Annotated in this window: 13 protein-coding genes and 1 tRNA gene; 8 read left to right on the top strand and 6 right to left on the bottom strand. The window is 61.4% G+C overall.

Annotated elements, in window-relative coordinates; genetic code table 11:
• The 4 genes from J3R75_RS09065 to J3R75_RS09050 are packed head-to-tail and all read left to right on the top strand — an operon-like array spanning position 1 to position 2,928.
• A complete protein-coding gene (locus J3R75_RS09065; RefSeq protein WP_370882392.1) occupies positions 1–1,404 on the top strand; it encodes a V-type ATP synthase subunit B in 1,404 nt (467 codons plus the stop codon).
• 28 nt (positions 1,405–1,432) lie between these two features.
• On the top strand, positions 1,433–2,122 hold the full coding sequence (locus J3R75_RS09060) for a V-type ATP synthase subunit D (RefSeq protein WP_307261207.1): 690 nt from the start codon (positions 1,433–1,435) through the stop codon (positions 2,120–2,122).
• 52 nt (positions 2,123–2,174) lie between these two features.
• The gene (locus J3R75_RS09055) at positions 2,175–2,741 is read left to right on the top strand and encodes a universal stress protein (RefSeq protein ID WP_307261206.1); all 567 of its coding nucleotides are present in this window, start codon (positions 2,175–2,177) and stop codon (positions 2,739–2,741) included.
• 7 nt (positions 2,742–2,748) lie between these two features.
• Positions 2,749–2,928: a hypothetical protein gene (locus tag J3R75_RS09050; RefSeq protein WP_307261205.1), complete on the top strand. Its 180-nt coding sequence runs from the start codon at positions 2,749–2,751 to the stop codon at positions 2,926–2,928.
• A gap of 914 nt (positions 2,929–3,842) precedes the next feature.
• Here J3R75_RS09050 and J3R75_RS09045 read toward each other — a convergent pair.
• The 6 genes from J3R75_RS09045 to J3R75_RS09020 all read right to left on the bottom strand — a co-directional run bounded on the left by J3R75_RS09045 (position 3,843) and on the right by J3R75_RS09020 (position 15,726).
• Positions 3,843–7,934 (bottom strand): DEAD/DEAH box helicase, encoded by a 4,092-nt coding sequence (locus J3R75_RS09045; protein ID WP_307261204.1) that lies wholly within the window; start codon positions 7,932–7,934, stop codon positions 3,843–3,845.
• Positions 7,935–8,010: 76 nt separating this feature from the next.
• Positions 8,011–9,357, bottom strand: coding sequence for a tRNA (N6-isopentenyl adenosine(37)-C2)-methylthiotransferase MiaB (gene miaB / locus J3R75_RS09040; RefSeq protein WP_307261203.1), 1,347 nt, complete (start codon positions 9,355–9,357; stop codon positions 8,011–8,013).
• Positions 9,358–9,435: 78 nt separating this feature from the next.
• Positions 9,436–10,422, bottom strand: coding sequence for a hypothetical protein (locus J3R75_RS09035; RefSeq protein WP_307261202.1), 987 nt, complete (start codon positions 10,420–10,422; stop codon positions 9,436–9,438).
• Positions 10,422–11,498 (bottom strand): U32 family peptidase, encoded by a 1,077-nt coding sequence (locus J3R75_RS09030; protein ID WP_307261201.1) that lies wholly within the window; start codon positions 11,496–11,498, stop codon positions 10,422–10,424. The genes J3R75_RS09035 and J3R75_RS09030 overlap by 1 nt, the downstream gene beginning before the upstream one ends.
• A gap of 50 nt (positions 11,499–11,548) precedes the next feature.
• Positions 11,549–13,075: an SEC-C metal-binding domain-containing protein gene (locus tag J3R75_RS09025; protein ID WP_307261200.1), complete on the bottom strand. Its 1,527-nt coding sequence runs from the start codon at positions 13,073–13,075 to the stop codon at positions 11,549–11,551.
• Between the two features lie 884 nt (positions 13,076–13,959).
• The gene (locus J3R75_RS09020) at positions 13,960–15,726 is read right to left on the bottom strand and encodes an alpha-L-fucosidase (RefSeq protein ID WP_503167938.1); all 1,767 of its coding nucleotides are present in this window, start codon (positions 15,724–15,726) and stop codon (positions 13,960–13,962) included.
• A gap of 518 nt (positions 15,727–16,244) precedes the next feature.
• Between J3R75_RS09020 and J3R75_RS09015 the strand changes: the two genes are divergently transcribed.
• The 4 genes from J3R75_RS09015 to J3R75_RS09000 all read left to right on the top strand — a co-directional run bounded on the left by J3R75_RS09015 (position 16,245) and on the right by J3R75_RS09000 (position 20,389).
• Positions 16,245–16,321, top strand: a tRNA-Lys gene (locus J3R75_RS09015).
• 103 nt (positions 16,322–16,424) lie between these two features.
• Complete coding sequence (gene rpmB / locus J3R75_RS09010) at positions 16,425–16,652, top strand: 50S ribosomal protein L28 (RefSeq protein WP_307261198.1); 228 nt, start codon at positions 16,425–16,427, stop codon at positions 16,650–16,652.
• 158 nt (positions 16,653–16,810) lie between these two features.
• Complete coding sequence (gene rpe, locus J3R75_RS09005) at positions 16,811–17,518, top strand: ribulose-phosphate 3-epimerase (protein WP_307261197.1); 708 nt, start codon at positions 16,811–16,813, stop codon at positions 17,516–17,518.
• A gap of 129 nt (positions 17,519–17,647) precedes the next feature.
• On the top strand, positions 17,648–20,389 hold the full coding sequence (locus J3R75_RS09000) for a peptidylprolyl isomerase (protein ID WP_307261196.1): 2,742 nt from the start codon (positions 17,648–17,650) through the stop codon (positions 20,387–20,389).
• The last annotated feature ends 137 nt before the right edge of the window (positions 20,390–20,526 follow it).

The raw sequence follows: 20,526 nt of genomic DNA, 5'->3' as shown, positions 1-20,526 counted from the left end.
ATGGCCGGTCTCGAATACTGCGGGGTAAAGAATATCGACGGCCCGCTGGTTTTTGTCGACGGCGTCAGCAATGTCGCCTATGACGAGCTGGTTGAGATCACGGCGCCCAATGGCGAGTTGCGTCTGGGCCAGGTGCTGGACGTGACGTCCCACAGCGCAGTCGTGCAGGTCTTCGGCGGCTCAGACGCGCTGTCGCCGGCCGGCACCCGCACACGCTTTTTGGGCTCGTCCCTGCGCATACCAGTGAGCAAGGACATGCTCGGGCGCATTTTTGACGGCTTGGGCCGCCCGAAGGACGGCCTGCCGTCGCTGCTGCGCGCTGAACGGCGCGACGTGAACGGCCTGCCGGTGAACCCCTACGCACGGGAATACCCGCGGGATTTCATCCAGACGGGCATCTCGGCGATCGACCTGATGAACACGCTGGTGCGTGGGCAGAAGCTGCCGATCTTCTCCGGCAACGGCCTGCCCCACAACCGCATTGCCGCGCAGATCGCCCGGCAAGCCAAGCTGCTCAACGAGGACGTGGATTTCGCCATCGTCTTCGCAGCCATGGGCGTGAAGCACGACGTCGCGCGCTTTTTCATTGACTCCTTCGAGCAAAGTGGCGTGCTCAACAACGTGGCGATGTTCCTGAGTTTGGCGGACGACCCGTCGGTGGAGCGGCTGATCACCCCGCGCTCGGCCTTGACTCTGGCCGAATACCTGGCCTTTGACGAGGGCATGCACGTACTGGTACTGATCACCGACATGTCCAACTACTGCGAATCCCTGCGCGAGATCGCGACGGCGCGCGGCGAGATTCCCAGCCGCAAAGGCTACCCGGGCTACCTCTACAGCGACCTGGCGTCCCTCTACGAGCGCGCCGGGCGCCTGCGCGGCGGCGCCGGCAGTATCACCCAGATGCCGATCCTGACCATGCCCAGCGACGACATCTCCCACCCCATCCCGGACCTGACTGGCTACATCACCGAAGGCCAGATCGTGCTTGAGCGCGACATGTTCCAGCGCGGCATCTACCCGCCGGTGGCGGGCCTGCCGTCCCTGTCGCGCCTGATGAAGGACGGCATCGGCAAAGGCCGGACAAGGGACGACCACCCGCATGTCGCCTCGCAGCTCTTCGCCGCCTACTCAAAGGTCAAGGACGTGCGCGCGCTCGCATCAGTCATCGGCGAGGAAGAACTCAGCCCGGTGGACAAGCTCTTCGTCAAATTTGGCAACGCCTTTGAGAACCGCGTGGTGGCCCAGGGCGAATACGAGAACCGCAGCATTGAGCAGACCCTCGCCTTGGGCTGGGACGTGCTCAAGATCTTGCCGCGGGCGGAGCTGCTGCGGGTAAGCGAGGAAGAGCTCAAGCAGTACTACGACCAAGGCAACACCGCAACGACGGTATTCAAACCGTGAACAGCGTGCGTGATCAGGAAAAAACAGCATGAGCCGTCTGAACATCGCCCCAACCAAGAGCAACCAGCTCAATCTCAAGCGCAGTCTGAAAATGACCAGCGAGGGCTTTGCCCTGCTGGAGCAGAAGCGCGAGATCTTGGTCATGGAGCTGATGCGGCTCCTCGACCGCGTCAAAGTCGTGCAGCAGGAGCTGGCCCAGCGTCGGCACAAGGCCTACGCGACACTGCGCAAAGCCGCATCGCATAACGGCTACTACCACATGCGCAATATCGCCAATGGCATAAATTACGAACATGATGTACATTCTGACACGCGTGTCGTGGCCGGCATCCGTATTCCGACGCTCAGCGTCAAACAGGGCGCCTTCCGCTCGCAATACGGCTTTGCCGACACGGACTCGCTCGTGGACCAGACCATGATTGACTTTCTCGCGCTGCTGGAAAGCGCCGGGAAGCTCGCTGAACTGGAAACCGCCGTGTGGCTCCTGGCCCGCGAACTGAAAAAGACCCAACGCCGGGTCAATGCTCTTGAACATATTTTCATCCCGAACTACAAAGATACCCTGCGCTACATCGGCGAGGTCCTCGAAGGCAAAGACCTCGATTCGTTTTTTACCATGAAGATGGTCAAAAAGCGCCTCGCCGAAGCCGCCGAAGCCGCCGAAGCCGCCGAACAGGCGCAGTTGAGCGACGGCGACGCACCGGATACGACGCCATGAACCGCCCCGGAGCACGGCATCGTGCCGAACAGCAGCAACAAGTTGGAGGCCAATGATGTTATTTGGACGCTCGCAGAAAAACGGCAAAAATGATCAGTCGGCGGGTGAGGACCAACCCGCGCCGGCTGCGCCGGCAGTCATGCGACGGGCATTGTTGGTTGTGGATGGCTCACAACCGTCGCAGGACGCGGCACAGTTCGCGGTCGGCCTGGCGGCCAATCTGTCCTGCGAGTTACTGGCGGCATTCGTCATTGACGTCGCCGTGATGGACTACCTCATGCAGATGCGCATCTTCGTCAAGGAAGAACGCGAAGAGTTCGAAGAGGACCTGGAGCGCAAGGGCCGGCGCGTGCTGATCCACGTGCAGGACGCCGGCGCCAAGGCCGGCGTCGAGGTCGAAACGATCATGTGCAAGGGCCGTTTCCACCAGAGCATCCTCCAACTGGTCGCCGAACGCAAGGTCGACGCGATCATCATCTGCGGCTGGAAAGACAGCTCCGTGCAAAAAGACCTGTCCAGCGTGGAAAGACAGCTCGTGCTTGACCAGGCCGACTGCCCCGTCATCGTCGTCAAACGCCAACACGAACGCGAAGGCGTAAAAATCCGCGCCCAGGGGTAATCGGTCAGTGTACACCCCGGCGCTTCGCTGGGACAATTTGCCGGAAACCCACGGCCCGCCGCCGCCCAGCCATCCGACCTTGATTTCCGCGACCTTTGCGGCAGCGTGTTTCATAGGAGTAACTATTCATGCGGCGGGCGAGACGGGCCGGGTACGGTCGGCGTGGATGACGAGGACGGTTTATTGAGCCGTCTTGTCGGAGTGGGCGAGACGCCCACTCCACGGCCGCGAGACGTAATCGGTAAGTAACCACTCCGGTGGGGAAAACACCGGGGACAATTTGCAGGAAACCCACGGCCCGCCGCCGCCCATATGGGAGGCTAATCAAGCGGCGTGTTTCATAGGAGTAACCACCCCGGTGGGGAAAACACCGGGGACAATTTGCAAGAAACCCACGGCCAACCGCCACCTAGCCATTGGACCTTGATATCCGCCGACCTTTGCGGCAGCGGAGTTATAGCAGGCCCAGAGTAGCAGCGGCTCGTGCGGCGGGGGAGACGGGCCGGGTACGGTCGGCGTGGATGACGAGGACGGTGTAATGAGCCGTCTTGTCGGAGTGGGCGAGACGCCCACTCCACGGCCGCGAGACTTAATCGGTCAGTGCACAACCCGGCGCTCCGCTGGGACAATTTGCAGGAAACCCACGGCCCGCCGCCGCACATATGGGAGGCTAACGAGGCGGCAAGTTTCATAGGAGTGATTGATCATGGCCGGTCTCAAAGGACGAATGGGACCACGGGGACTTCCTGGACTTCAGGGACCGGTTGGCGCTGCGCTGGGGCGAGGACTCACGGACTCATGAGGCATGATCCCATGGGTTGGACCGTGGGGACTTTCTGGACCATGGGGATGGACGCCTTGGACGCCGGGGACTGGTTGTGGACTGTTTGGACACTGGGGACTGGTTGTGGACTGTTTGGACACCGGGGACTGGTTGTGGACTGTTTGGACACCGGGGACTGGTTGTGGACTGTTTGGACACCGGGGACTGGTTGTGGACTGTTTGGACACCGGGGACTGACTGGCGGTGTCCATAGCGTCCATGGTGTCCATGGTGTCCATGGCGTCCATGGCGTCCATAAAAACGCCCAGCCGCTATCCTCAGTGTTCGGTGAGGAGCCGGACGAGTTCATCGGCGGAGATAGCCCCGGGGGTATCGCTGCCAGCGAGGAGCTGGTCAGCGAGGTCGCGTTTATGCTGGTGCAGCTCGAGGATTTTTGCCTCGATGGTGTCCTTGGCGATGAGCCGGTAGATGGTGACGGCCTTGGTCTGGCCCAGGCGGTGCGCGCGGTCAGACGCCTGGTCTTCCACGGCGGGATTCCACCACGGATCAAGATGCACGACGTAATCCGCCGCGGTGAGATTGAGGCCGAGGCCCCCGGCGCGGAGACTGATGAGGAACAAATCGCTTTTGCCGGCCTGGAAGGCCTCGACAGCGGCGCTGCGGTCTTTGGTACTGGTGCTGCCGTCAAGATACTGGTAGCGCACCCCTTTTTCGTCAAGCAGCGGTCGGATCAGATCGAGGTGCCGGACGAATTGGCTAAAGACGAGGGCCTTGTGGCCGCCTGCGAGCAACTCGTCGAGCAACTCGGTGAAGGCGCCCATTTTGGCACTGGGGATGTCCAGGCCAGCCTGGACGAGCCGGGGGTTGCAGGCGGCCATCCGCAGCTTGGTGATAGCCGCGAGCACGCGAATGCGCAGCTGGGTGGAGTTCTCTTCGCGGTGCGGTGACACCTCTGCGATCAGCTCGCGGCGCAGGGCTTCGTAGAAGGCCCGTTCGCTGTCCGACAATTCGACGTAGAGGGGTATTTCGGTCTTGGGCGGCAGTTCGAGCAGCACCTGGTCTTTGCGGCGACGAAGGAGGAAAGGCCGGAGCAGCGCGTTGAGCTGCTGGGCGGCCGCGCGGTTGTTCTCTTTTTCGATGGGTGCGGCGAAGCGTTTCTGGAAGCTGTCGCGACTACCGAGGAGCCCGGGATTGATGAAGTGGAAGATCACCCACAGCTCGTTGAGGTTGTTCTCGACGGGCGTGCCAGTGGTGACCATGCGGAACTGGGCGTTGATTTTGAGGGCGGCCTGTGAGCGTTTTGCCTGGTAGTTCTTGATGGCCTGCGCTTCATCGAGGACGGCAATGCGCCAGCGGACTTTCTGGAAGGCGGCATTTTCGCTTTGCAGGAGCCCGTAGCTGCAGATGAGGACCTGCCCGGGGCCCATGTCGGCCAGCTGCTGCTGGCGGTCGCCGTTGCCGAAGATGGACACCTGCAACGACGGCGCGAAGCGCTGGCATTCGAGGAGCCAATTATGGCATACGGAGGTGGGCGCAATAACCAGCGCCGGGCCTTCCGTGGCCTTGCTGAGCATCATGGTGATGGCCTGGAGGGTCTTGCCCAGGCCCATGTCGTCAGCCAAACAGGCACCGGCGCCCCACGCATCAAGCCGACTGAGCCAAGTGAAACCCTCGCGCTGATAGCTGCGCAGACGCGACTGGAGCTCCACCGGCAACGCCGGAGTGAGCTGCATGGCCGCGGCGATGGCGCCGACGTGCTGCTGCCAGTCAGCACTGCGTTCGAAACCGCTGAATTCGGCCAGCAGCTGGTCCGCCACGGGCAGGCTGAAACGGTGCAGGCGGAAATGATCCCCGCGCAGCTCGCCGAGATTCTGCAGTTCTTCCAGGCGGTTGCGGAAGTTGTCGGCCAAGGCGATGACTTGGCCGTCTTCGAGCGTGATGTAATTGCCCTGGCGGTTTTTGGCGGCGTGGAGGATTTCCTGCAGGGACAGCGTGAGATTTTCGTTGACGCGGACTTCGCCGTTGATGGCGAACCAGTCATTCTGGCGCTGGGTGCGCAGCACGAGGTCCTTAATGGTGATGGCGCGGCTGACTTTCAGGTGCGACCCCTCCGGCCATTGGATCTGGCAGAGACTGGCGACGTCGTGGAGCTGCAGGGCGAAGTCGTAACAGGCCATGGGGGCGGTGATGGTCCAGGCCCAGTCATGCGGTCCCGTCGCCGCATCCTGCAGCGCGGGGCAGGACGCCAGAATTTGCTGTGCGAGCTCCCGCTCGCGTTCGACGTCACGCCGGATGCGCTGCTGTCGACCGTTGTCATTGATCACCAGTTCGATGGGGCCGGCCGCTGGCGGGTAGAAACGGCCAATGTCTGTGAACGGCATGAAAAGCAGCTCGGCTTTGAGGCCCTGATCCATCGGCGCCAGGCGCAGATAGGGCATCTCGGCGGCCTTGGCCGTGGCGCCACGAAGGACGTCCAGGGGAATATCGGACAGCAGCATGAAGTCGCCGCTGAGTTTGTCAAGCAGATCGGGCAGGTTTCGTTGCGCTTCTGGTGGCAGAACGAGCTCTTCGCCGAGGGCTTCGGCGAGGCGGACATACTGCTCATTGAAGCTGTAGACGCGCAGGGCCGCGTCGCTGTCCTTGGCGATGACGATGTGGCCGGGTGATGGTGGCGTCGGCACCAGTCGCAGGCAGAATTGATCTGCGAGATTGCGAATGTGCAAGTAGGGCTGGCAGCGCACGCAACTGATCGGCGACGACTTCTGTTCATCCCAAAAAAGCAGGGGATGACCGACGAGGGCCTTGATGGCCTCCTGGCAGACGAAAGAACTGGGGTTGCTCTCCAAGACGCCAGGCTGTTCCTGCAACGACTTGCTGATGACATTACAGGCCCAGAGGTCTTGAGCGCTGAGGTAGTCCGGCCAGATGCCGGTCTGGGCGCATTTGCAGAGCGGAAAGATCCGTCCTTTGCTCCACTTGCCGGTTTTGGTCTGGCGCTGTTCCATGGGCTTGATGTTGATGACGCCCGTCGTTTCGTCGGCAAAATCGAGGAACCACACCAGGCGGCTGCGGGCGTCGGCCACGGGCTTCTTCAGCAGCTCTTCCAAGCGCTCCATGGCGGCCAGCCAGGGCGGCTGGACCTCAACGCAGTCGAGGATGCAGAGGACGCTGGGATCGGGCGCGGCGGCGCCGGTCCGGGGCGCCGCGCCGGGCGTCCAGCCGGGCTGCAGGCGGCGTTGGAGTTCGCGACATTGGTCGGCGACCCAGGCGTAGCCCTGTTCTTCGGCGTTTTGGGCGATGGTCTCGGCGCGTTTTAGCAGCCCGTCGCCGAGACTGCCCTGCTCCCAGTAGTCGCAGATCAGATGGAAGAAGGCCGGGAGACCGCCATTGCGGCGGGCCGGATCCCAAGGCATGACCTCGACGCGGTTGATGCGCTTGCGAACGTAGGCGAGCAAGTGCGTGTACACGGAGGACCAGCTGCTGATCCGGCTGCCCAGCACGGCGTTGTTCTCAGCCGCCGCCAGCGAACTCGCGGTATTGTCTTTGATGAAGGCGAAAATGAGGAAGATACCGCCGACGGTCTGAAAGTAGTAATCCGGGGCGCTGTCGCTGTGCCTGATGCTGTAGAGGGTGTCGATGAACATGCTGATGGCCTGGGAATTACGGCCGCGGATGAAGGCCAGCCAGGCTTGGCGCATCTTTTTGGCCTCGCCATCGCAGGCGGCGAGGATTTTTTCCGCGTCACTGAACTGCCCGCGCAGAATCAGCCAGTCTGCGAGGGGGAACAGCGCCGCCTGGGGTAGATGCGGGGCGAGGTTCAGGAGGCATTTGAGGAAGCGGGGCGCGTTGCGCAGCTGCGCGATGAGTCGCGGTATGACCTGCCAAGCGCAGATGGCGAGGCGCTCGTGGGAGAGATTCAGGACCCAGTCGTCATCCAGCTGCGGCAGGATGAACTGGAAGGCCTCGCCGGTGGCGAAGCTTTCCGGGTAGTTCTGGTTCAGGCTGTTGAGGCTGTTTTTGATCAGCTCGGCATTGCCGGCGTAGAAGGCGTTGCGCAGATCGCGGGCCAGGCGCAATTGGCCCTGCTGGGCATCGGCCTGGCTGGCGAGCACGCGGGCGATAATGTCGGCGGCGGCGGCGTGTTTGCGTTGGCCGAGGAAAGCCCGGGCGTTGACTTCACTGTACTCGTCGCGATTGACGCAGAAGCCGTCGCTGCAGAGTACGAGAGTGTAATTTTCAGCCTGACTGATGAGTTTATGCCAGGCACCCGTGGGCAGCGCCGCCAGTTGCGGGAAAAACTGCGCCAGGGCTTTGCTGAGCTGTTCGAGATCGTCAATCCGTGTTGGATGTTGGATTAAGGCGAGCAGGATCCGGAGCTCTTTGAACGTGCTACTGAGAAGATCATCCATGAATGGAACTACCTGCCAGACGGGCTATTGCGACGCGGTGGCGCGGGAGTGACCCACCCCACCGCGTGCTGGGTGATCAGGACCCCATGACGGCCTCGCCGAAGAGCGAATTGGCCGTCGTGCGGGTGATGGTGACTTTCACCAGGTCGCCGGGTTTGATGCCCGGCACGGGAACGAAATTGCAGACCTTGTTGAGGTCGGTGCGACCGGTCCAACGCTCGGCGTTGCGCTTGCTGACGCCTTCGACAAGGACGTCGAGCACGCGGCCGCGAAAGCGCTCATTGCGGCGGGCCGACCCGGCCGCGAGGTCGTCGAGGAGAATCTGGTTGCGCTGGTGCTTGACCTCATCGGGCACGTCGTCGGGATAGTCCTTGGCGGCCTTGGTGCCGCTGCGCGGCGAATAGCGGAAGATGTAGGCCATGTCGAAATCGACCTGGGCCATGAGATCGCGGGTCTGCGCGAAATCGTCGTCGCTTTCCGTGGGGAAGCCGACGATGACGTCGGTGGAGAAAGCCTGTTCGGGGAGTCGGCTGCGGATGGCCGCGATGCGTTCGCGGTACTCTTCGGCGGTATAGGAGCGACGCATGAGCTTGAGAATGCGATTGGAACCGGCCTGCACAGGCACATGGAAGGCCTTGCAGACTTTGGGCAAGCTGCAGATTGCGTCAATGAAGTGATCGTTCATGAAGCGCACGTGGGGCGAGGTGAAGCGGATGCGCACCAGGCCGGGGATGTCGTTCAGCGCCGCCAGCAGGTCCGCAAAGGGCGAGTAGTCCGGCCGGTAACTGTCGTCATGCCGCGTTTCGGCGATGCCGTAGGCGGTGATATTCTGGCCGAGGAGGAGTATCTCGCGGGTGCCATTGTCGACCAGGCGCCGCACTTCGTCAACGATGTCCTGCTGCGGGCGGCTTTTTTCCCGGCCGCGAGTATGGGGCACGATGCAGTATGAACAGAACTGGTCGCAGCCGCGCATGACGGACACGAAGGCGCAAATTTGGCCGGGGTGATGGCCGGTGAGTTCCACGAACTGATCGGGGCCCATGGCGATTTCGGCGCTGCGGCCCTGTCGTTGCTGGATGCGGCGGATGCTGTCGGGGACCGTGTGGAGGCGGTCGGTGCCGGTGACAAAATCTAGCTGCGGCAGCTCTTTGAGGAGTGCGTCGCCGTGGTTTTGCGCCATGCAGCCAACCAGACCGAGGATCAGCCCGGGCTTGTCGCGCTTCAGGCGACGGAGGATGCCGAGCTTGCCGACGACTTTGCGCTCGGCCTGATCGCGGACACTGCAGGTATTGAAGATGATGATGTCAGCCTCTTCTTCACTGGCGACGGCCTGGTGGCCGCTGTTTTCGAGGAGGCAGCTGAGCGCCTCGGAATCGCGCTCGTTCATTTGACAGCCGTAGGTTTTGATATGGAACGTGGACATGTTTGGGGCAGCACCTGGGGTTGTGAGAGGAGAGGAACGGGACACGTGGTGGGGGGGAGTCCGAGAACGATCAGCGCGCTACAGCGGAATCCACGGCTCGAAAATGAAGCGTTCGTAACGGGCGTCAACGGCGAAGATCGCCTCGGCGTAGTCGTCATGGAACATGAACAGCGTCGGTCCGCGCTGGACGATCTTGTGCGGAAATTGCGGGAAAGTCGGGCTGCAGTTGTACTTGCGGCAGGGCTTGGGACAAGGCGAGTCGACGACGATGTACATGCGGCGGGGATCGGCGATGCCGGCGGTGGGGCAGTTTCTGCCCGTGCCCAGGAAGCCCCAGGGGTAGTAGAAGCCCAGATCAAGGCCCCAGCCGTCGGCGGGCCGTTTGACGCCCTGGGGGGTGACGTCCATGTCAATCTTCTTGACGCCCCAGCTTTTCAGCGCGGCGAGGTAATCGGGATTGCTGAGACTGACATCCTGATAGGCGTTCAGCTGACTGGTGCGCAGTTCGTCGACGGGCGTCGTGATGTCATCCACGTGCATAGGCAAAGGCAAGCCGGGCTTGGTGAAGAGATTCAGCCGGGTCTGTTTGTTGAGGAGGCGCCCAATCACGGGCTCAAACTGCGGAAAATGCTCCTGGAGCAGCCACAGCACGCCCCAGTCGTTGACGACGACTTCGGCCTGGTCCGTGAGTTCGGCGAGTTTTTCCAGATTGCGTTGCACCTGCTTGAGCTCGGCGTCCGGCAGGTAGCCGCCGGTCACGTAGGTGAAGGCCCATTCCATCTGCCGGCTGTAATAAAACGCCTGCTCGACCTCGCTGGCCGAGGGGATGAGATTGGGGCAGAATTCCTGGCCGAAATACAGGCGACTGAAATCCAGACCGCGCTCCGTAAAGACATTGAGCCAGGTCAGCGCGTTCATATTGCAGATGTAGTCGTTGTGATTCGGGTCCGGCGAGAACATGGCCGAACTGACGAAGGACGGTATTTTCTCCAGGTTGATGAAGCGCAGCGCCTCGTCGATCTGGCTGAGCCGGTCGATGTTGGTGAAATAGATTGCCAGTTCCATTACTCGGCCTCCGGGACATGGTAATAGCAGCTTTGCGGGTCAGCGCAAAAGGACGGGCTGTTCACGAGCCGGCGGCAGTATTCCGGCGTGGGATTTTCTGCCGTCATGACGTCGTACACGGTGCTGATGGACTGCATCTTGAAGGAGTCGATGCCGCGCAGCGGCACTTTGAGGGCATCGACGCCGATATCGCGCAGCTCCTTGATCGCGCAGAGTCCGCAGTGGTGATAGATGGCCCGGGTGACCACGCCGTCCATGCCGCGCGCAAAATAGGGCGTATCCGACACGGGCGCCGGCGGCAGCGGCTCTTTGTTCATGGTCTTGCGGAATTCGTCCAGCGCGGACCCTTCGACAAGCTGGCCATAGGGGTCGTCATACATGGCTTGAACGACGTCTTTCCAGTTGTCGGGAAAGCGCCTGCTGACCTGCAAATGGCCGTTGAGGACGTCGCCGCAGAGATTGCAGCGGGCGCCACTGTGGATGGAATGGCAGTTCTCGTCGTTGAAATGACAGCGGTAACCGATGATCATCACCTCGAATTCGAGCTTGAGGTCCTTGAGTGACGTGACCATGGTGCGGACCTCGCGCAACGTGACTTTGCGGGGAATGACCACGCGCTGGACATTGAAATGGCGGCAGTAGAAACGCACGGCCGCGCTGTTAAAACAGCCGGCGCCCGTGCTGAGGTGCAGCGCCCGGCTGATACCCCAGCTCTTGAGCGAGAACATCAGCGCCGGGTCGGCGACGATGTAGCCGTCGGGCTCAAGTTTCTCGACGGTCTCCACCAGCGCCCGCAAGTCGTTGAGGCGCTCGGAGCCATTGTCGTGGGCGTTGAGCGCCAGATTAAAGCGGCAGCCGGCCTTTTTGGCGGCCTGCCGCGCCTCGGCCAAGTCCTCAATCTGCATATAGTTGTAAGACGAGCCCAGCGGCCGGCGGTTCGGGCAGACTTCCCAGCCGTACTTCTCCAGCCACGCCCGCGGCACAAAGCCGGCGAAAAATTCTTTGGCGCCGAGCTCGGCGTACTTGGCGATCATTTCGGGCGTATCGGAGCCGCACAATCCGAATGTGATGAACATGGTCGTATTCTCCCTTGTCGTGCCGGTCGTGCCGGGCGCGTCTGGTCGCTTCAGTTCCGGCCGAGCATGCCGGCATTTTTGGGTCGGCCGTGGCATTCTTTGAATGGCTTGCCGCTACCGCAGAAACACGGCGCGTCCATCCTGGCGGCGTGGCGCGTGCCCTTGTTGTTCTGGGGCACAATCACGGAGGAGGGGTTGAGCAGCGTCGTGGTGATCATCGGCGAGTCCTCGTGCAGGGACAGCTCGCGCAGGCGCTGGACTTTGCGGATCATGGCCTTGGCCAAGACCCGGCGGATCTGCCGCCACGGATCGTAGCGCTCGGTGAAATCAATGATGTCAAAGAAGCGACTGAAGCCGGCCTCCTGGCTGTACATGTCGAACAGCGGGTCTTCCAGCGAGCAGAACAAGCGCATGGGCTGCTGCAGGGTGAGCACCTTTTCGCAGGCGGATAGGATTTTCAGATGGTGGTCGGCGCAAAGGAAATGCTCGGCAATGTACAGGACACCGGGGGGGCAGTCGGCCGTGCGGGTGATGAGCGTCGACGGCATGCCGCGGAAGAGCATGACGCGCTTTGGACCGCCAACCATGGCGAAAAAGGTCGGGATGTCGCTGGTTTTATTGCTGCTGGTGCAATCCTGACCGCTCTTGCGCAGTTCCTCCTGCAGGGCCTTGATGGTCGCTTCGGCAAAACCGACGACGAGGGCGTTGTGCGGGCTCTTCATGATGTCCTGCGCCAACGCGGCCGTGCGCTCCTTGTTGCTGCGGTAGGTGAAAGCGGCATAGGGCGCGGCTTTTGCGGGCGTGACGGCCTTAGGCAGCAGCGCGTCGCGCCCCCATTTGTCCAGCTCGCCGGCGACATAAGGCGAGATGCGACTGAGGACGCCGCCACAACGCACGCCTTGCTTGACTAGATTGCCGAGGACGTCGAAGACCAGTTTCTGCTTGTCACCGTCTTTGTCGAATGGCTCGGCGGTAGTCGCCTTGAAGATCATGCCAGCGGCCTTAGGCATGCCGCGTTCGTAGAAGAGGAGGCGGTTGTGATACAGGCACATGTCCAGTTCCAGGAAAAACAGGGCCAGGGGCGCCGCCAGCAGGTCGGGCTTGCCGCGGAATGCCGCCGCCAGCACGTAATAGTCAACCATGACAATGGCCGCCTGCAGGCAGTCGCTGAGCTTCAGCTGGGAGCTGCCGCACATGAAGCCGGCCGAACGCACCGTGACGCCCGGAAGCGCCGACAACGCCTTCTCCACACTGCGCACAACCGGACTGGCAATATAAAACGGCGTGATGATGTAACAGCGCCGGCCTTCCAGAAAACGGTAGAGCGCCACAAGCACACTGAGTTCCAACTGCGGGCCGCTGCCCACGGCGGGGATCTTGTCAGCGAGGGCCTGCTGCAGAAACCGCCGTTGTGTGGCGCCGTCAAGGAGCCGCCAGGGGGCAAAGAGCGCCTCGTGGTCTTCAGAGGCAGCCGTGAAGGCATCAGTCCAGGAAATGAATGCCTCGAAGAGCTCGCTCGCCGGTGGCTTCTTCGCCGCCAAATCCCGCAGTTCCTGCCAGCGTTCTAGTATAGCCATGGTGTGTCCCTGTCTATGCGTTTACTCCGGCTTCCTGGCGCTTCCTGGGCCTGTGCCGGTATTCCGAAAAACATGTCGTCGCACCCATTTGTGATCAGCAGTTGCGCCATGACGCCGTGGCTTCCAGCCACGATAGTTACGGCCACGAAACTGAACCGGGTACTATATCCCTTTTCCGCGCAAAGACCACGCCGTTTTCACCAACATGGGTAATAAATTTGTCATCGGTCAGTGATTGATAATGGCCAGTCTCAGAGGACGACTGGGACCATGGGGACGACTGGGACTCCTGGGAGCGCCGCCGTCCCGGCGGCACTCATTGGCGGCTGCGCACTGACGACTTGGACTCTTGGGAGCGCCGCCGTCCCGGCGGCACTCATTGGCGGCTGCGCACTGGGGCGAGGACTCCTGGGAGCGCCGCCGTCCCGGCGGCACTTATTGGCGGCTGCGCACTGGGGCGAGGACTCACGGACTCATGAGGCATGGTCTCATGGATTGGACCGTGGGGACTTTCTGGACCATGGGGAAGGACGCCTTGGACTCAGGGGACCGGTTGTGGACTGCTTGGACGCCGGGGACTGACTGCCGGCGTCCATGGTGTCCATAGCGTCCATGGTGTCCATAAAAACGCCCCGTATCCCGCCAGTCAAGAGGCGGCGTTGGCAGCCGGCTATTCTCAATGGCTGACCGATTACGTACATTTACACCGCCCCGTTGCGTAGGCTGGTCTGTTTTCTTCTTATCGCGGACCGATCGTCGTTCTGGTTATCGCGGTCCGATCGGACGGATCGGACCGATCGGACCGATCGTCGATTTGATCCGTCGGATCAGTCCGATCCGTCGGATAAAAAAAACACTCTCAAATGCGGCCGGGCCAGGGCGGGTTACTGGGGAATTATTGTTAGCTTGAGGTAAATGAATGCCATGGCCGCCGCGCCGGGCGCCGTCGTCTTGGTTGTGCGCAGGGAGAGTTCGACGGGGCCGGCTGCAGCGATAGCGACTTCGCCCAACAGCGACTCGGCGGTCGCGTAGTATCTCGTATCGGCGGCGACGTCGGCTTGGAGTTCCTTGCGGATGCGCTGTCCGCCCACGCTGATTTCCAGCTCTCGACCGCCTACCCACGGTGCTGAATGGCCGGGCGCTTCCGTGCGGCAGCTCAAGGCGTAGCGGCCGGCGCCGGGAAAATGCAGCTGCCAGCGGATAACGCAGTCAGGGTCGTGCCAGGCCAGCAGCCGACCGCGCTCAATGCGCGCCTGCGTCGGCTGTGCGCGGGTGGTGCCATCGACATCGACGACGCTATGGCCGGCGGCCGTTCCGGCGCGGCCCCTCTCTTCGCCGCTGTGCTGGCAGATTTGGGCGGCGGCGGGCTTGAGCGTAAGTGTGCCGTCCTGGGGGATGAGTTCGGGGCGGACGCGGGGCGTTTCGGTGAACTGGAGGGTGACGCGCGGGTAGTCGCCGTGGAGCTGGCTGCAGTCGAGGTGGAGCTCGTCATCCTCTTGCACGAAGGGCACATTGGCCTGCCGGACTTTGGCGAGCAGACCGCTGATGCGGACGGACGCGGCATTCTGGCGCAGGAAGCAGTTGATGGTCGTGCCCTGGCGGGTGCAGAGGACGGACGGGAGTTCCTGGGGAAAGGGCGTGCCGCAGCTATCGTGAACGCCGTCGCCGTTCTCCTGAAACCACTGATGGAGGGCGGCAAGAAGCGCATCCGTTGCCGCCGGAAAAGTCCCATCGGGTTTCGGGCCGACGTTGAGCAGGTAGTTGCAGTCATTTTCGGCTAACGCGAGCAGCTGGCCGATAATGGTTCGCGGCGTCTTCCAGTTGTGGTCGTCGCTTTTGTATCCCCACGTGTCATTGAGGGTGCCGGGCGACTCAAAGGCGGTTTTCTCCTTGGCAACCAGCAGCTGGTTGTCGCCAAGCGAATAGTAGTCGCAGCACTGATTGCCGATGCGGCTGTTGATCAGGCAGGACGGCTGCAGGCCGTGCACCAGGTCGCGCAGCTCGCGGCTCTGCTCCGGCGTGACGCAGAGCGGACAGTCGAACCACAGCAGAAAGACATCGCCATAGCGGGTCAGCAACTCGCGGACCTGAAAGAGCGCCTTCTGCCGGAAATAGGCCGCAAAGTCCTTTCTGCTCCGATCGGGAAAATCCCAGTCATTGCCCCAGGAAACGCCGTGGAGATTTTTGCTGCTGTCGCCGGGATCAGCCCCGTTAGGCTCGCTCCAATCGAGGGCATGCGAATAGTAAATGCCCAATTTGACGTCGTATTTGCGGCAGGCCGCTGCCAGTTCGGCGAGGGGGTCGCGCCCGAATGGCGTGCCATCGACAATGTTGAAGGCGCTGTAGGCGCTGTGGTACATGGCAAAGCCGTCGTGGTGCTTGGCGGTGAAGACGATGTAGTGCATGCCGGCGTCGCGAGCCTTGCGCACCCAGTCGTCGGCCGAAAAGCCCGTGGGATTGAAGCTGTCAGCCAAGGTCGCGTAATCACGGTTGGGAATGCGCAGACGAGCCTGCAGCCATTCACCGATGTAGTCGCCAATGCTTTGACCGCGCCAGTGCCCACCCGCAGCGGCATAGAGCCCCCAGTGAATGAACATCCCAAAACGACGGCGGCGAAATTCCTCTAGTGCGGCTTGTATCATGGTGGTCAGGGCCTCATAATGTTGGGACAGTTACGCCGGCGCTAACGACGCCGTAGTATGACGACAGCCAGCCGGCGCGGCTAATATAGTATTCTGTGACGAACGCAGTACCATGGCGACTCTACTGGGAGCCGACAGTCACCGTGGCAAGGGGGACACTGGGCGTTTTTATGGACGCTATGGACGCTATGGACGCTATGGACACCGCCAGTCAGTCCCCGGCGTCCAAAGCAGTCCACAACCGGCCCCAGTGTCCAAGGCGTCCTTCCCCATGGTCCAGAAAGTCCCCACGGTCCAATCCATGGGGCCATGCCTCAGGAGTCCGTGAGTCCTCGCCCCAATGCGCGCAGTCGCCAAGTCGTCCCCACGGTCCCAGGCGTCCCCTGAGATCGGCCAGGATCAATGACTGACCGATCACGTCGGAAAATGCTTTTTTTACGGAACTTGCTTGCCGATCGCAGCATGGGGTGTATATTCTTACTCGCGCTTTTTCCAAGGCGCACGCCTTCGGTTTTGGAGTGTTTATTGGGATGGTAGCTCAGTCGGTAGCAGCATCGCACTTTTAATGCGGGGGTCCCGGGTTCGAGTCCCGGCCATCCCACCAATAAACTGTTTGCCCGTGGCTGTCACGGGTGTTTTTATTTTGTCTGAGTGGCCTGGATACGTTCAGGCTCATGGTTGCCCCCACGGGTTGATTGAGGTGTGAAATGAGCAGAGTCTGTGATATTTGCGGCAAAGGCAAGACCGTTGGCGGCCACATCACTCGTCGTGGTTTGGCCAAGAAAAAGGGCGGTATTGGTATGCACGTCGTCAAGAACGTCAAGCGTACCTTCAGCCCGAATCTCCAGGGCGTCCGCGCACTGGTTGATGGCCGCGTGCAGCGCCTGAAGGTTTGCACCGCGTGCATTCGCTCCAATAAAATTGTCAAAGCCTAAGTGCGTGTGCCAGCGGGTTCAAGGCAAGTCGCGATGACTTCCCAGCTGGTCCCAGCCAGTCGCTTGGCGACACAAAGCACCGGTATGGGTCAATGACTTGATGAAACGGGCACAGTTTCCTGTGTCCGTTTTTTTTGTTTTTTTAGGACATGTGGACAATGACAGAGACGCCACAAGCAAAACAGCCGCTCACGTCCTTGCCTGGCAAGGCCTTGTATATTGCGCCGTCCATCCTGGCGGCGGACTTCAGCCGCCTGGGCGATGACCTGCGGCAGGCTAGCACCGGCGGCGCGGACATGGTGCACATTGATATTATGGACGGGCATTTCGTGCCGAATCTGTCCATGGGGCCAGGCGTGGTCCAGGCTATCCGGCCGGTCACGGCGCTGCCCTTCGACGTCCATTTGATGCTGAGCGAACCCGGCCGGTATCTGGAGCCCTTCGTTGCCGCTGGTGCAGATCACCTCACCATCCATGTCGAGAGCCGCGGGGATCTGCCGGCGATTATCGCGGAAATCCACCGCCTGGGCTGTTCGGCGGGCATCACGCTTCGGCCTGGTACGCCGGCCATCGCGCTGGCGCCGTATCTGGAGATGGTCGAGATGGTGCTGGTCATGACCGTCGAGCCTGGATTCGGCGGCCAGTCGTTTATGGCTGGGCAGCTGCCAAAGATTACCGCGATCCGGCGAATGATGCGGGATCGCGGCCGCGACAACATGCTGCTGCAAGTTGATGGCGGCGTCGGTAGCAAGACCGCGCAGCAGGTTATATTAGCGGGCGCGAACGTCTTGGTGGCCGGCAGCAGTGTTTTCAACGCCCCCAATGGCATCCAGGACGCCATCAGCGGCCTCAGAGCTTTGGTATAGTCGGCAGGGCGGTGGCGACAGGCGACCGGCCGCTGCCTTTTTTTAGATTTTTAAGCGATCACGTATTTTCCTAGCAACAGACATCGCGTCAGGCATGGCCTGCCGGCGCGGCAGGAGGACAGCAAAGCAATGATTATTTCGCATTTCAACCGTTATGTCGAGAAGCATGGTCGCAAGACCTACATTGTGCTGGGCGTCATCATCAGCCTGATGTTTGTCGTCTTTGTCACTCCTGGCGACATGTTTGGCGGCGCCCCCGGCGCCCGTCGCAGCCTGGGCAAGATGTACGGCAAGACCTTGAAGACGCAGGTCATGATGAAGAGGATGAATCAGGCAGATTTGGCCAGCCTCGTCCGCTACGGCCGCTACCTGTCCCAAAACGGCGGCCAGGAACAGCTTTTTGAGGAAGCCCTGCGGCGGATGCGCGCCATCCACGAAGCCAAAAAACGCGGCATGGACAAGGTCAGCAAGGAAGAAATCGCCACCGCCATCCACGAGATGCCGTTCTTCCGAGACGAAAAGGGCTTCTCCCTGGAAGCCTTCCAGAATTTCAAGACAAACTTCTTGCAGCGCTCGGGTCTGACTGCCGGCGATTTTGACGAAATGGTCAAGGAGAACATCATCATCGACCGCTTGGAAAAAGAGGTCATTGACGGCATAGCGATTGAAGACCGCGAGGTCAACGAGTGGGTTGAAAACTACACGGTAAGCTTTGCGGAAATCAAGGCCGACGAAGCGACGGCCGGCAATCCCAGTGACGAAGAAATCAAGGCCTTCTTCGCCAAGCGCCGCGGCGAGCTCAAGGTCGAGCCGCGTCGGGCGACGCTGGTGGCCTCGGTGCTGTCAACGCAGTTGCTGACCAAGGCCGCGCTGGACGAGGCCCTCAAGGCCGAGCTGGAACCGACCGAGGACGAGATGCGCAAGCAGTACGACGCCATGAAGGACCGCATCTACAAGGACAAGAGCTTCGAAGACGCCAAGGCGCAAATCAGTGTACAACTGAAAAACCGCAAAGCAGCTGAAAAAGCCAAGGCGATTATTGACGAGCTGGGCGAAAAGATGGCGACGGTGACGGGGTCTGACGCCGCCGCGCGCAGCGCGCAATTCAAGGCGCTGGCCACCGCCGCTGGCGGCGAAGTCGCCGAGTGCGACTTCTTCAGCACGGGCACGACCATCCCGGGCCTCCCGGGAGCGCATCCCAATCTGGCTAATGCCATCCGCGGCCTCAATGAAGTCGGCCAAGTCACCAAGCCCCTGTGGGACAGCGGCGCCCACCGCCTGGCACTGCTGACGGCCATTGAGCCCGGCACTATGCCCGAAGAACTCAATGACGAATTGCGCGACAACATCATCGACATCGTCGTCACCGAAAAGGCTACGGCGTTCTACAACGAAAAAATCGCTCCCTACACTGACAAGGCCACCAAGGTCGCCAGCGCCACCGACCTCGCAGAACCCTACGAACAGGAACTGCAGAAAAACAGCACCCTCAGCGACGAGGAACGCGCCGCCCTCGCCAGCGCCCACCGCGATATGCTCAACGAAATCGTCCGCCCATTCTTCAAAGCCGAACAGCGGTCCTTCACTGCCGCCGCATTCCTGCCTGAAAGTTTTGTTTCGGAGGTCGTGTTGACCGACAGCGATCTTGAGGCCGGTTACGAGAAGCGCAAGGACGTGTACCAGAAGGTCGAGGTTCGTTTTGCGCAGATCGTCGTGAAGACAACAGCCGACATGGACGAGGCGGCAAAGGCCGCCAAGCGCGCCCGCATTGACGAGGCAGCCAAGAAGCTCGCCGATGGCACTACGTTCGACGACTTGGTCGCCGAATACTCGGAGGACGAGAACAGCAAGGCCAAAAAAGGCGAGACCGACCTGATGGACACCAGCATGCTTAACAAAGACCTGGCAGCAAAAATTTCGGCCATGGATGTCGGGCAGATCAGTGGCGTCATTGCCACCGACAATGCGTTCTACTTGGTGAAGCTGTTGGAGAAACGGCCGGCACGCAGCCTTGCGGAAGTCCGCGAGGAACTCCGGACGGAGCTGATTGCGGAAGCGAGCAAGAAAATGGCTTTCGATGCCGCCATTGAGCTGTCCGAAGCACTGGTTGACACCTGGGGCCGCGCGCAGGACAAGGAAGCCAAAGTGGCTGCCGAGACGATGTTCACCGAAATGACGACCGGCAACGACAAGCTGAGCGTGGTCACCGCCAACCGGGTGATGAACGGCGGCTATGTCCCGCAGGAACTGCTCAACGGCGAGCGGGCGCTGATGGCGGATGTCTTTACCGTCAGCATGGACGAGCCCTTCACCAACGCCATCAACGGCAACAAGGGCGCCTTCGTGGCCTGCCTGCGCGAAGTCGTCGCCCCCAAACTTGAATCGCCGCTGGAAAACCCGGCGCTGATGAACAACCTCAAGAGCGTCTATCGCCGCCAAGTCGCCATGGACGCCGCCAAGACGCGGGCGACGGCCGCCGCCGACGTGATCAACACCGCGCTGAAGAACGACCCCGATCTGGCCAAGGCCGCCGGCGACCTGGCCTTCAAGCCGGTCGAAACGCCCTTCAGCCGCATGAAAATGCGCGACATGAAAGACTTTACCGTTCGCGACTCCATGGGCCTGCTGACAGCTCTGAGCAAGGCCGAGCTCAAAACTGTTCTGCCGCCCCAGAAGACCTTCGGCGGCTACGTGCTGGTCTACCTCCAGGATCGCGTCGTGCCCGAAGACGAGGAAAGCAAGGGCTTTATGGAAAACATCCGTGGCTACGTCCTGCGCAACAAGCAGAACACCGCCCTGGGAGAATTCTACGAGCGCCTTGAACGCGAATCCAACACGCAGCTGGCAGAAGGCCTCCAGCGCGTCGAGTAAACGCCAGAACGCGAATCTTCCCACGGGGGCGGCTACCACAACAGGCGGCCGCCCCCGTTTTCATTTGCGCACAGGGGCGCGGCAACGCAGTGGCCGGCCGACCGGAACTCGCCGACGCCGCAATCGGTCAGTAACCA

Source organism: Oligosphaera ethanolica (assembly GCF_030814695.1).
GTDB classification, from domain to species: domain Bacteria; phylum Verrucomicrobiota; class Lentisphaeria; order Oligosphaerales; family Oligosphaeraceae; genus Oligosphaera; species Oligosphaera ethanolica.
The sequence above is the reverse complement of the archived record's forward strand: the minus strand, read 5'-3'. Positions and strand labels throughout refer to the sequence as shown.